Annotated in this window: 12 protein-coding genes; 2 read left to right on the top strand and 10 right to left on the bottom strand. The window is 41.0% G+C overall.

Annotation, left to right across the window (positions count from 1 at the left end; translation table 11 throughout):
• Positions 1 to 27: 27 nt before the first annotated feature.
• The 6 genes from HA044_RS07730 to HA044_RS07705 all read right to left on the bottom strand — a co-directional run bounded on the left by HA044_RS07730 (position 28) and on the right by HA044_RS07705 (position 5111).
• Positions 28 to 1017 carry a hypothetical protein gene (locus tag HA044_RS07730; RefSeq protein ID WP_187540618.1) on the bottom strand — a complete coding sequence of 330 codons (990 nt, stop codon included), beginning with the start codon at positions 1015 to 1017 and terminating at the stop codon, positions 28 to 30.
• The gene (locus HA044_RS07725; RefSeq protein ID WP_187540617.1) at positions 1014 to 1706 is read right to left on the bottom strand and encodes a DUF443 family protein; all 693 of its coding nucleotides are present in this window, start codon (positions 1704 to 1706) and stop codon (positions 1014 to 1016) included. The genes HA044_RS07730 and HA044_RS07725 overlap by 4 nt, the downstream gene beginning before the upstream one ends.
• Before the next feature lie 12 nt (positions 1707 to 1718).
• Positions 1719 to 2408: a hypothetical protein gene (locus HA044_RS07720; protein ID WP_187540616.1), complete on the bottom strand. Its 690-nt coding sequence runs from the start codon at positions 2406 to 2408 to the stop codon at positions 1719 to 1721.
• A 72-nt stretch (positions 2409 to 2480) separates the two neighbouring features.
• Positions 2481 to 3137: a hypothetical protein gene (locus HA044_RS07715; protein ID WP_187540692.1), complete on the bottom strand. Its 657-nt coding sequence runs from the start codon at positions 3135 to 3137 to the stop codon at positions 2481 to 2483.
• A gap of 63 nt (positions 3138 to 3200) precedes the next feature.
• On the bottom strand, positions 3201 to 4196 hold the full coding sequence (locus tag HA044_RS07710) for a hypothetical protein (protein ID WP_187540615.1): 996 nt from the start codon (positions 4194 to 4196) through the stop codon (positions 3201 to 3203).
• 345 nt (positions 4197 to 4541) lie between these two features.
• Entirely contained in the window at positions 4542 to 5111 is a 570-nt protein-coding gene (locus HA044_RS07705) for a TetR/AcrR family transcriptional regulator (RefSeq protein WP_187540614.1), read from the bottom strand.
• Positions 5112 to 5240: 129 nt separating this feature from the next.
• Between HA044_RS07705 and HA044_RS07700 the strand changes: the two genes are divergently transcribed.
• Complete coding sequence (locus HA044_RS07700; protein ID WP_187540613.1) at positions 5241 to 6083, top strand: DegV family protein; 843 nt, start codon at positions 5241 to 5243, stop codon at positions 6081 to 6083.
• A 193-nt stretch (positions 6084 to 6276) separates the two neighbouring features.
• Here HA044_RS07700 and HA044_RS07695 read toward each other — a convergent pair whose 3' ends face one another.
• From HA044_RS07695 to HA044_RS07685, 3 genes are read right to left on the bottom strand one after another with little or no spacing between them, the layout of a single operon-like run.
• The gene (locus HA044_RS07695) at positions 6277 to 7923 is read right to left on the bottom strand and encodes a hypothetical protein (protein ID WP_187540612.1); all 1647 of its coding nucleotides are present in this window, start codon (positions 7921 to 7923) and stop codon (positions 6277 to 6279) included.
• Positions 7913 to 8656: an ABC transporter ATP-binding protein gene (locus tag HA044_RS07690; protein WP_187540611.1), complete on the bottom strand. Its 744-nt coding sequence runs from the start codon at positions 8654 to 8656 to the stop codon at positions 7913 to 7915. The genes HA044_RS07695 and HA044_RS07690 overlap by 11 nt, the downstream gene beginning before the upstream one ends.
• 51 nt (positions 8657 to 8707) lie before the next feature.
• Complete coding sequence (locus tag HA044_RS07685) at positions 8708 to 10333, bottom strand: M20/M25/M40 family metallo-hydrolase (RefSeq protein WP_222935349.1); 1626 nt, start codon at positions 10331 to 10333, stop codon at positions 8708 to 8710.
• Between the two features lie 172 nt (positions 10334 to 10505).
• Between HA044_RS07685 and HA044_RS07680 the strand changes: the two genes are divergently transcribed.
• Positions 10506 to 11987: an alpha-amylase gene (locus tag HA044_RS07680; protein ID WP_187540610.1), complete on the top strand. Its 1482-nt coding sequence runs from the start codon at positions 10506 to 10508 to the stop codon at positions 11985 to 11987.
• A gap of 188 nt (positions 11988 to 12175) precedes the next feature.
• On the opposite strand, the gene trxA is transcribed toward HA044_RS07680, so the two are convergent.
• Positions 12176 to 12490, bottom strand: coding sequence for a thioredoxin (gene trxA, locus HA044_RS07675; RefSeq protein WP_187540609.1), 315 nt, complete (start codon positions 12488 to 12490; stop codon positions 12176 to 12178).
• Between the last annotated feature and the right edge of the window lie 15 nt (positions 12491 to 12505).

Genomic DNA, 12505 nt, shown 5'->3' with positions numbered 1-12505 from the left:
CGTTCTTGTCCTTTGTAGTTTCTTACTTTAATCAATCTCATTATATACCTTACGAGCCTTTTCAACATCATAAATTTGATCAAATTCTTCTTTAGTCTGTGTTGTATGGACTTGTCCATCTTTTGAAAGCTCAGCTGGAATGGTGACGTCATGGTAAAGATTCACGCTCTTTTTCATAAAGAGTTTAAATACAGACAGCCCCCTCGAATATCGATTAGCACTATTCTGTGGATTTAGGATCATCACCTTAGTATCCTTTTGTCTTAGCAACCGATAAGCTTTAGAAGATTTCTTGAATTGCGTTTTTGAAAGGTCCTTGGGATCAATAGAGAAACTGCCATCGGATAAATGTAAATATTCCAGACTACCCTGATCTTTATCTAAAGCAACGTATAACTGAACTATAGGTTTCTTTCCATATACCTGTTCTGTTAAACGATCATTTCGTTGCAGTTTATGAGTTTCCAAATCTAGAAACATCATCTTCCGAATAGTAGGATCCTTTATACTTCGGATCTGTAGCGCAGCTAGTTCTCTTCCGTTTGAACTATATATAGCCCCTAATTCTGTTGGAATATAATTGGAATCAAAATCCTCCACAATTTTATATAAATCAATTTCTTTCTCTTCTTTTAGTTTCTTTCCTTCGATCTTATAAAGGCTCAGTGTCCAATATTCATCTTTTGATGGACGCTCCTCGTAATAATAGGGACTGTCTTTCATTTTTATATTGGAACGCAAAATATGGTGAGCTCCAACCTGAATGCGTCTGAGATTTAAAGAACCTCCATACTCCTTCTTCTTTTTATCTTCCTCAGGCGTTACTGATTTCCAGTGAGCGATGACACCTGAACCATCTGCAATCATCTCATAGTCATCAATTTTTGCTTTTCCACTATATTGACTAAATTGACGATAATACTGCTTCTCATAGGTGTGATAAGAAAACCAGATGACTCCAATAGATATGAGGAGAACCAGCAAAGAGTATATGACTTTTTTCTTTGTAATTTTCACGATTTAAACAGATCCTTTCTAGGAGATTTTATTTTCACTTTGTAATCAACTACTGGTGAAAAAAATAGCACATTACCTGAAAACATGAAGATCGATAAAAATAAGAACAAAACTATATGAAGGATAAAGTTTGGGGCAATATTACTAAATATTGCACAAGATGAAAATACAACCAACCCAGCAAAAAAAGTTGGAGCTGTCACTGATAATAATCTATGCTTTCTATCATTTGCGACGAGGTATATCTTTATGGGTTGGTTACTATTCACAATGGTGATCATCGGTTTCCGAATGCTTACCCATATCCGAATTCCTATTACAAGGCTAAATACTAGAGCCAAGACTCCCAGATTTAACTCATGCGAAGAAAAATAGAGATACTTTTCAATAGGAAAGGCTTTGGACAAAAGCATGGCAGTTGCACCCCCACCAAAAGCTGTAGCAAGACCTTTCTTCTGAGTATCTTTTTTATTGAGAACTTTAGAAAGATCCGAAGGAGCCAGAGATTGCGCTTCTTCCTTGGTTAAAGGATAGGCCAGATGAGGAATAAAGCTTAAAATCCATGGAAAGAAATAGCTGATGAAAAATGGACGATCGGCATCGATTAAATAAGACTCTCCGTCCATTTGTAAGATCCGGTAACGAAAATTGATTTTTGATAATTGTTCTATTTTTGCTTTTTTAAGCATGCAAAACCTCTTCTAATTTTCCTTGTAATCAGATTGATCCTCATCCACTGCTTCCAGTCTATCAAATTCAATGTATTCTTTACGATATGCATATTCCATAGGAATACTACCTGATTCGATCCAAATATAAATATAAGCCAACATGCCATTGATATAAAGAAAACAAGCTTCAGTTCCATCATGAGTATTCATATAGAATCCAAACATCATAAAGATCGGAATTAGAAAAAGATAAGCATGAAATTGTCGCTGCTTCTTTACATTTCGAAAGACAATCTTATACTTTGGACGATTGGGTGTGAGTCGTCTGGCAATTTCATTTCGAGATTTCCAAAGGATTCCCCTATAAATGACAAAAGCTACCAGAATTGAAATTAGAAATAACAAGATTTTTAAATAGAGATTCTGACTAATGCTATAATATCTAAAAATTCCAGCCCCTATTCTATATAGAGCCGAACTAAGTGCAACACTAATACTTATCGCTATCGAACGTCTACCTTCTGGAGCCATTTTAATCTTTTTGTCAAAGTTCCTATTTGAAGCCTCTAACTCTATGATATCCAACTTGAACTCCTTAGGAACAAATCCCCAATAGTAACTTTTAGATGTCAACGAATTTGAATCTAAAACATACCTTTTTCCATCCATTTCAAGGATGCCAAAATAATAGACATCCAAAGCTCTAAACTTAACTTCCATTTATTTTATTCAATCACTTTCTGAATTAATGGTATTTGCTAATTATGTAACTTCTACGATATCATAAAACTTCTACTGTTCTTCTATTTTTTTAACAACAATTTGGCCTTGCTTATAGGGATAAGCAATTGGGTAACTTCCTAGAGTAAACATGAAAAAGAATAAGGATACGATTCCATTGATTACCAAAAAAGCTCCTTCTGTTCCATTATTCAAACCAAGAAAGAAAAGTAAACAAATGAAAATTGCTCCAACTAAAGGATATACTCCTCCATTACTTTTCTTAATAGTTGTAAAGGTAACCGTGTATTTATGGCTATTTTTAGAAATCCATTGATCTGCTTTTTCATGGGCCACCTTTAATGAAATCAGAATGGCAAAGTAAGAAATAAGCATAGAAATTGCAAAGAGTAATAACTTTAATAACACTTGCTCGCTAAGATTGTTTTTAATAAAAAGCCGCTTTAAAACATCGTAACCAACTTTGACAATTGGTTGTACGATAATGGCTACCATTGTTGTACTTACGGGTGTTGTAGGCTTAATTTCGAACTGATTGTTATTCTTTTCGATCTCCACCATACCCACTGTAATCGTATCTGTTTTAAATCCCCAGTAATAACTCTTTGGACTCATTGTACTTGTATCCATGATATACTTCTTTGATTCTTGATCTAACTGGACAATTTGAAAACAACTCATCCTTGAATTTTCAAACCTTAATTCCATATATTTTTTGCCTTTTGTTTTCAATCGGTTTGCTTACAATGTTTTAGGAACGAAAACGTTCCTTTACTTGTCTTCAAATTTCGATTGGACAAACTTAACCAATTCTTTTACGACTCCTATTACGACTAAAACCATCGCATACAATAAAAATGGCGGAATTAACAGTAATGCGATTTTCCAGCCTTTGAAAAAAGCAAGCCCTTTTGTTGGATTAGCTGATTTAGCTGGTTTTACTTCTATCAGCTTCATTCGCAATAATTTCAAAGTGACTTCTTCTTGTCTTTCACCAAGTGAAACACTCTTTTCTCCTGAGTTTTCACTATCTAGATAGGCCTGAGCCATTCGGACCAGATACAATCTCTCATCTTCTTTCGCAATGGTACGAAATAGCTCCATTGCCTTATCTCTATTCCCTTTGAGGTACTCATTGACTGCCCTTAGGTACATAGATTCCAATTGTGAGAACTTGTTGTTCGTCACTTCCTTTAGGACGGCATCATTGGGCTCTTTTTTGACCAGTATATCATAACGAGCTCTGTATGCCATCTTGAGTAGTTCATAATCTGCTAAATAGTCAGAGAGCAATTCCTCGAACTCATCTTCCTTCAAATCAGGTCTAGAAAATAAGTTTGCATTCAATAGAATTTCGTTTAATTTTACTTGTTCAACATCTGTAAACTTTTGAATCTTTTTGAGTTCGTCTACAACTGCTTCAATGGATCCAAAGTCACCAATCTTATAGAAATAGAAAATAGTGGCAACCTGTACACGCGTTTTAATAGTTTTGATACTCTTTCTTTTTTGGTTCAGAATATAGCTTGCCATCAAGTCAAGATTTATGTCCTTATAGATAAGACTATTCAACTTTTTGATTAAAAGAGTATCTTTAATGATAACTAGAACCAGCTCAAATGGTAAGTAAATCAAAAAACAAATGAGAGCAATTTTTTTACTTTGAGTCACTTGCACTGCATATAAAAATGGTAGAGCTAGAATAAGCAGCATGAATATCGCCGGAATATTGTATTGTTTTCTTAGTTCTTTATAATCGTTAATCATAAATTTCCTTAGTTATTTACTTTGTTGTGAATTGACGTTTGTTGGCTCTGACTTTGAAAAAGTCACTTAAAAATCCGACTTAATTGTTTCATTCTACAAGTTAACTCCTACCATGATACCGAAATTTTGCGACTTATTCAACTTCCTCACTAATTGGGAATAGTTGCAAGAAGAGGCTGGGACAAAAGTCCTAGCCTCTTAATTGTTTTTGGATTGTCGTACAAGACGCAGTGGTTGAGTGGGCTCTACTACGCTGATTTCATCAGCTTTTACAGCCCTACTCAACTGTGCGGAGGTGGGACGACGAAATCGAATTCTAACGAATTACCGATTTCTGTCCCACTCTCACTTCTTCTTTTGTGGAAAGAGGGGAAGGCCTAATGTCGCGATTTTTTCAGCGGGAATCTTCATGCCATCCTTGATCCACTTGGAGATCACAGAGACGATGGCGGAGCTCCAGAAAGAATTGAGATAGCTGCCAGCACCATTTGAAGTCTCACCATTTCGTTTTTCCAAAAAATCATAAACTGCCTTGGTCAAAAGGCGCTCGGAATTGTAATCAATGGCCAGGCTGATGATCTTGGCTTCTTTCTTGACTTCCTTAAAGAGATAGACCCAGACTTGATACAGGTCTGTCTTGAGATTGAAACTATCCAATGACTTGGTAATCTTAGCAATACTGGACTGAAAGATAGACTCTAAAATATCCTCTTTAGAGCCATAATTGCGGTAAAAGGCCGCGCGAGAGACCCCAGCACGCCGCACTAGCTCAGAAATAGTGATCTTTTTCAGATCTTTATTCTCCAACAATTGCAAGAGAGAAATTTCGATGGATTCACGAGTAATTGCATTGTTTTCTTGGTTAAATCGTTTAAGATTTTCCAAGGATTTCTCGGATATTTTTCTTTCTGCCATAACATTTACTTTCTATGTGTCTCACCTGATAATATCTACTTTCATCACCATACACTTCATGATATAATTGTAAAAGAAGACAAACTACTTGTCAATGTACATTTTTATACAATTATGAGGTATGAACTGATGAAATGGAAAATTATTGCGGATTCAGGCTGTGACTACCGCTCTTTGGACAACCTGGCACCAGATACGGAGTTTATCAGTGTCCCACTGACCATCCAAGTGGGGGAGACCATCTATACAGATGACGCCCAACTCAATATCGATCAGATGATGGAGGAGATGTATGCGACTGCGACCGCTTCTAAGTCTGCCTGTCCAAGTCCAGATGACTACATGAGGTCTTTTGAAGGGGCGGATAATATCGTCGTTGTCACCATTACTGGTACCCTTTCTGGTAGCTACAATAGTGCTGAGGTAGCCAAGAAGATTTATCTAGAAGAGCACCCAAATACCAATATCCACGTCATTAATAGCTTGTCAGCTGGGGGCGAGGTGGACCTGATCGTTCGCAAGCTCAACCAGTTGGTTGCTGAAGACCTTGACTTTGAGCAAGTGGTCCAAGTCATCACCAAATACCAAGAAAAAACCAAGTTGCTCTTTGTTTTGGCCAAGGTTGATAATCTGGTCAAAAATGGGCGTCTCAGCAAATTGATCGGGACTGTCGTCGGGCTCCTCAATATCCGTATGGTCGGTGAAGCTAGTAAGACAGGTACCCTTGAGTTACTCCAAAAAGCACGGGGGCAAAAGAAAGCGATCAAGGCTGCTGTTGAGGAATTGCTCAAGGCGGGTTATGCTGGCGGACATATTACCATCGCCCACCGTAACAATGAAAAATTTATCGAGCAATTCTCTGAATTGGTTCGTGAGAAATTTGCCCATGCAGCTATCGAAGTCCTCCCTACTTCTGGACTTTGTAGTTTCTACGCCGAAGAAGGCGGACTCCTCATGGGATATGAGATTTAAGTTAGCACTAAAAAGAGGCTGGGACAAAAGTCCTAGCCTCTTCTTGTCTTTGGATTGTCGAGCAAGACGCAGTGGTTGAGTGGACTCTACTACGCTGATTTCATCAGCTTTTACAGCCCTACTCAACTGTGCGGAGGTGGGACGACGAAATCGAATTCTAACGAATGACCGATTTCTGTCCCACTCTCTCTTTTTATTCTCCGATCTCTTGGTAGAGAGTGCGGATTTTTTTGCGGTAGATGGTAGAACTGATCCCAGCTCCGATTAGCAGGATGACACTATAAAGGATCACAGCCAGCAAGGTGCTGACGGAATGATAAGTCCAAATGAAGCTGATAATAATCAAGAAAAACATCACAAAGATGAAGACAATCAAGAGAATAGACTGAAGGACGGCATTCCCACGATGACGGCTCATCAACTCTGTGATATTGGTCCAATTGGTGCTAAAATTTTGAAAATCTTTGACATAGTCTCGAATACAGATCGGAATGGTTGTTACGACCCAGATCAGCAACATGGCAAGGATGCCCAAGGGATGCACACCAAAATAGAAACAAACGCCAAGCAAAAGAATGACAGGAAGGATGGATTGCACCAGATAGAGCAGCCAAAACTTCATGAAGAGATAGCGTTTGAAATCAATAGGGAGGGATCTCAAGTACTCAAAATTTTCTCGCTCTAGGGAAATACCGATACTAGTCAAACCTCCAAAACTATTGAAAACACCGATCAAGAAGGCAACGAGAGCCAGTGGGACGAGGTACTGGGGCGTCAAGTAAGGACTGAGGCCTCCTATATTTTTCGATGCTCCTACTGCTCCACTGAGTAAGAAAATATAAGGCAGAATGCTCATCATCAAGAGGACCTGCACCATGAGGGTACCATCAAGCAAGAGTCTGCGATGATACTGAATGACAAATCGTCTAAAGGAGTCTTTCTGACCCACATGGATCGCTCTCACGCGCTCTTTGACGGTTTGGTTGGTAGCAACTGCAAGAGCTGCATCATAAAACTGCGGGATCACAAGTTTACGAACCAGGGCGATCAGAACTAAAAGCACCGCGATCCAGCCCAGAATGCCAAGGATCACTCCCCCATCAAAAGGATGGAGGATAAACTGAAGAAAGGCAACAAAAGGTGGAAAAAGAATGGGAATATCCGCTCCACCCGACACTTCCACCCGATGGGTTTGGACTAAGTTCAAATAAAGATAGGCGCCCAGACTGAGGAGGGAACCGATACCGATCATGATGTTGGAGACCAGAGTCGTGTGTTTTTTAAAAAAGAGGGTCTTGGTGATCAGATGGGAGAGGATGATCGTCGCTAAAAAGAGAACAGCTAAGAGAATCAAGGCACAAAAGAGCCCAAGCAGGATGCCTAACGGATTGAAACCACCTGCCTGCACAGGGAGGATCAGAAAATAACTAATCAACGGGAGAATAGCCATGAGAAGAGTCAGGATGACCGAGATGCTCTTTCCTGCAATGACTTCCGCATCTGAAAAGGCATAAGGCCGATAAAACTGCAGGTCCTTGCTTTCATAAAAGACATTGTAAAAACTCATAAAGCCTTGGGAAATGGTCATCAAGGAAAAGAGGGCCACCATATTGACAAAGAAAGCTGGTTGGTTGACAAAATCATAGACACTAAAGAGCAAGCCAAACAAGACGAAATAGAAAAAACCTAAAGTGAGATAGTTGAGCACCGATTTGCGGGCAACATTGAGTTTGACGTCCGGTTTTTTGGCCTGTTTGGCACGTAATCTTGCGATCTGAGCGGGCTGACTGGCATAGATGATATTGACATTGACCAGCTGTTGTATGATCTTAAGACGCATGATCGCCACCTTCTTCCTTCCGCCCCGCTAGGCTGAGATAGATACTTTCCAGGCTTTGTTCAGGGTGTTGGCCCTTCAATTCCTCGATCGTCCCATAGAAAATGAGATTTCCCTTTTTCAGAATAGCAATTTTATCACAGAGTTGTTCGGCCACTTCTAAGACGTGGGTAGAGAAAATAACGGTCTTTCCGCGATCCGCATGTTGGCGCATCATTTGTTTTAAATCGTAAGAAGCCTGCGGGTCCAACCCGGTCATCGGTTCATCCAAGACCCAGATATCTGGATCTGACAAAAGGGCCGCAATGACAAAGACCTTCTGGCGCATCCCATGTGAAAAGGATTCAATCACTTCATAACGGTGGCTCTGAAAATCAAAGATCGTAAGAAGCTCTTCCAAGCGTTGATCACAGTCTTTTTGACTCATATCATAAGAAGTCGCAACCAACTCCCAGAATTCATTGGCTGTGAGACGCAAGAAAAGATCCGGCGAATCCGCCACGTAACCGATCTTCTTTTTGATCGCAAGCCGATGGCTATAGAGGTCCTGACCGTCCACTTCAATCGTCCCAGTGGTTGGGGTGATGACACTGACCAGGCTCTTAATCGTCGTTGACTTTCCGGCTCCGTTGTGGCCAATCAGGCCGACAATTTGCCCATCTTCGATGGTCAAGTCCAAATGGTTGAGGGCAATATGCCCATCATAATCTTTGGTAACTCCGTGAAATGTAATCATGCTAACTCCTTGTGCGATCCTCATTGGGATCGTGTTTGTTTTCTATTGTAATTAGAGATCATCGAAATGATAGAGCAAATCTAGCAGATAGGTTGGAATGGTCTCCAAGAAATCTTCTTGGTAAACCCGCTCTCCTCGCTTATGCAATTCTTTGCCCCAGGGCCCGAGATTGATCGCTGGAACCTGAATTTGAGAAATTTTATCCAGATCCAGATCATAAATTTGAGCCGGAGTGGCGAGGCTATCTAGGACGACTTGATAAGAGGCTACATCCTTTTCTAAGGCACAATAGCTGGTGTCGTTAATCCCCATAAAATATTCTTCGACCTTCAAGCTATAGCCTCTTTGGTCCAGATACTGGCGGTAATCTGCGATCAAGGACTCGATCTTTAGTTCTGTATTGTCCAAAAAGCGGCAATTCATAGAAGGATAATAGGGGGGTGCAAAGCCAATGACCACCAGGGGATCCTTATCTCCGAGAAACTCTAGGAGTCGCTGGATTTGCTGAATTGCAAGGCTCTGGTAGCTGGTCCCATTACGAAAATCTTGTTCCGCTTTTTTATTAGAAGTTTCCCTAAAGTCTTGGTAGCCTTCTATGGCTTGGCAACGTTCCTCTAGTTCTTGATAGGTGATAACTCTTGGCCTTGCAATCATATGGTCTTGGCCAGCCTGATCCTGCAAATGCTCATACTTCTTGTAGAAAGCATCCAAGGCCTCCTGACTAAGCTCATCAATCCGCTCTAGGAGTTCTTGAGGTGTTTTCTTCAAATGAAGAACACTAAAATAACCAGCCGCATAAAGCACGGTCGATACATCGTACTGCTCCTTCAAATCTCTGAGATAGGACCAAGAAGGAAGGGGAGACGTTTCTCCCAGCGCCTGATCAGCAAGATCGGGATGAAGATCTAGCTGACTTGCAATGGCTACTAAGAGCGACAAGGCATTGATCCCTTTAAGGGGCTCCTTCATATGGGACAAGACACCTTGGGCCACAACGACTGGCATGAGTTTGCCGACTGTGCCAATGTGAAGGACTTTTTCTTTTTCTAGATCCGATTCAAAGGGCTCTGAATCCACTGCTAATACATAATTCAGATCAAACTTTTCCTGCAAATCTGTCAGGAGCCCCAAAGCTCCCCGCATCCCACGTGAATAGGATTCCTCATCGCCAACAGAGAGATAGAGCAGATTGACCTGACCTCCTGAAGGATCCGCCGCATAGGCTTCTAGGACCCCTAATTGAAGGGCCAAGGCTGCTTTCATATCGCAAGACCCTCTGCCAAATTTCCATTGACCAGAAGCTAAATCAGCCTTCATATTTGGTCGCTGATCCAGTGTTTTCAAGGCTGCTGCTACTTTATCAGAATCAAGCGCGATCTCCGACAACTGTCCATAGTCTTCAAGATCGACTGTATCATGGTGGTGGAAAAGGATAAGAGTTTTTTTCTTGCCTTTATCGACCAAGGCCCAATTGACCGACCGATGCAAGTGATCCTCTGGCACCTGGTAGCGCCCAAAGTGGTCCGGATGTTCCTTAAAATAAGGAATCTGGGCAATCCGTTGATCTAGGTAAGCTTCGATACCTTGCTCTGTCTCCGTGTTGGTAAAGCTTGGAATAGCCAAGGCTTCAGTAAAAATCGTTTCGATGCAATCTCTATTCGTTTGTTTCACGTTCATAAGAATACTCCATTATCATAAATTTATAGAATATGGTCGTAAAATAACTAGGTGATACACCTATTATATCATTAAAAAACGAATTTATTCCGTTATTCAATAGATATTATTCTACATTACAGCGCAAACGTTTGTCCCATCCAACTATTTTTGGTAAAATAAGGACATTCACATGAAAGAAGAAATAACGATGGAAAATCAAACCTTAATGCAATATTTTGAGTGGTATTTGCCCGCTGATGGGAACCACTGGAAGCGTCTTGCTGAAGATGCGCAACACTTAGCAGACTTGGGCATTCGTAAAGTCTGGATGCCACCTGCCTTTAAAGCTACTTCTAACAATGACGTTGGGTACGGGGTCTATGACCTCTTTGATTTGGGCGAGTTCGACCAAAAAGGAACGGTTCGCACCAAATATGGCTTCAAAGAAGATTATCTTCAAGCCATCCAAGCCCTCAAAGATGCTGGGATTCAACCAATGGCCGATGTCGTTCTCAACCATAAAGCTGCAGCTGATGGCTTAGAGGAATTCGAGGTTGTTGAGGTCGATCCGATGGATCGAAACAAGGTTCTCACTGAGCCCTTCACCATTCAAGGATGGACTAAATTCACCTTTGATGGTCGAAATGGAGCCTATAATGACTTCCACTGGCATTGGTACCATTTCACCGGTACTGACTACGATGCTTCTCGTAATAAGAATGGGATCTACCAAATCCAAGGGGACAACAAAGGTTGGGCCCAAGGAGATCTGGTAGACAAGGAAAACGGAAACTACGACTACCTAATGTATGCTGATATTGATTTCAAGCACCCTGAAGTCGTGGAAAATCTTGATCAGTGGGCAGACTGGTTTATCGAAACGACTGGTGTTGAAGGCTTCCGTCTGGATGCAGTCAAGCACATTGACTCCTTCTTTATGAAAAATTTCATCCACAATATCACCAAAAAATATGGAGAAGATTTCTACGTCTTTGGTGAATTTTGGAATGGCGATACAGAAACCAACGATGAGTACTTGGAAAGTATTGACTACTTATACGACTTGATCGATGTGGCCCTCCACCAAAATCTCTTCCGGGCTGGACAAGAAGGCTCAGATTACGACCTTCGAACGATTTTTGATGGTACACTGGCCTTGAACCATCCTGAAGAGGCTGTCACCTTTGTGGACAACCATGACACCCAACGAGGGCAAGCATTGGAATCTACGATTGAGGAATGGTTTAAACCTGCTGCCTATGCCTTGATCTTGCTTCGTGAAGCTGGTTTGCCATGTGTCTTTTATGGGGACTACTACGGTATCGAGGGAGATCATGCTCAAGAATCTTTCCAAGAAGTCCTCGATCGTCTCTTGTGGATCCGGAAGGATCTTGCCTATGGTGAGCAAACCGACTACTTCGATGATCCCAATTGCATCGGTTGGACACGCTCTGGAACTGAAGAATCTGCACCAATTGCGTGCTTGCTTTCAAATAGCCAAGCAACCACTAAGACTATGGAGATCGGGTCAGAATACGCTGGTCTCACCTACCACGACGCCTTAGGAAACTGTGATGAAACCGTGCAAGTTCAGGAAGATGGTACTGCTGAATTCCCAGTCGCAGAACGCTCCGTTAGTGTTTGGGTAGCCCAAGATACAGAGGGCCAATAACCAATAAATATGATTTTCTCCTAGGATCTACATGTTCCTAGGAGAATTTTTTCCTGTAAAAATTTTATAGGAAACACAGCTTCATTTTAGCATGATAAGAAAGCGCTGTCAATGTTTGCTGTCTTTATTTTAAAGAAAAGCACACCATCAAAAAACTCGTTTTCCAGTTTGGAAAACGAGTTTTCTTTTTAGCTCAATTCTGCAATGATTTCTTTTAATTGGGCTTTCGTATGAACACCAGCCACTTGTTTGACGACTTGGCCGTCTTTTTTAAAGAGAAGAGTCGGGATCGACATAATACCGAATTGACGAGCTGTGTTTGGATTTTCATCAACATCCAACTTACAGATCTTCAGATCATCTTCATGGACTTCTTCTGCTAACTGATCCAAGATCGGTGCTTGCATACGACATGGACCACACCAAGTTGCCCAAAAGTCAATCAAAACAAGGCCTTGGCTGGTTTCTTGTTCAAAGGTTGCATCTGTGATTACGTGTGCCATATTTCCTCCTTTTTC

It is taken from the genome of Streptococcus sp. IMAU 99161, from assembly GCF_014435245.1.
GTDB lineage: Bacteria > Bacillota > Bacilli > Lactobacillales > Streptococcaceae > Streptococcus > Streptococcus lactarius.
Note: the sequence above shows the minus strand (reverse complement) of the source record. Positions and strands in the feature narration are given on the sequence as shown.

Bases quoted from the DNA above. Each gene is read 5' to 3' on its own strand.
- HA044_RS07725 (WP_187540617.1), bottom strand. From the start codon at position 1,706: ATGCTTAAAAAAGCAAAAATAGAACAATTATCAAAAATCAATTTTCGT.
- HA044_RS07720 (WP_187540616.1), bottom strand. From the start codon at position 2,408: ATGGAAGTTAAGTTTAGAGCTTTGGATGTCTATTATTTTGGCATCCTT.
- HA044_RS07715 (WP_187540692.1), bottom strand. From the start codon at position 3,137: ATGGAATTAAGGTTTGAAAATTCAAGGATGAGTTGTTTTCAAATTGTC.
- HA044_RS07710 (WP_187540615.1), bottom strand. From the start codon at position 4,196: ATGATTAACGATTATAAAGAACTAAGAAAACAATACAATATTCCGGCG.
- HA044_RS07705 (WP_187540614.1), bottom strand. From the start codon at position 5,111: ATGGCAGAAAGAAAAATATCCGAGAAATCCTTGGAAAATCTTAAACGA.
- HA044_RS07700 (WP_187540613.1), top strand. From the start codon at position 5,241: ATGAAATGGAAAATTATTGCGGATTCAGGCTGTGACTACCGCTCTTTG.
- HA044_RS07695 (WP_187540612.1), bottom strand. From the start codon at position 7,923: ATGCGTCTTAAGATCATACAACAGCTGGTCAATGTCAATATCATCTAT.
- HA044_RS07690 (WP_187540611.1), bottom strand. From the start codon at position 8,656: ATGATTACATTTCACGGAGTTACCAAAGATTATGATGGGCATATTGCC.
- HA044_RS07685 (WP_222935349.1), bottom strand. From the start codon at position 10,333: ATGAACGTGAAACAAACGAATAGAGATTGCATCGAAACGATTTTTACT.
- HA044_RS07680 (WP_187540610.1), top strand. From the start codon at position 10,506: ATGAAAGAAGAAATAACGATGGAAAATCAAACCTTAATGCAATATTTT.
- trxA (WP_187540609.1), bottom strand. From the start codon at position 12,490: ATGGCACACGTAATCACAGATGCAACCTTTGAACAAGAAACCAGCCAA.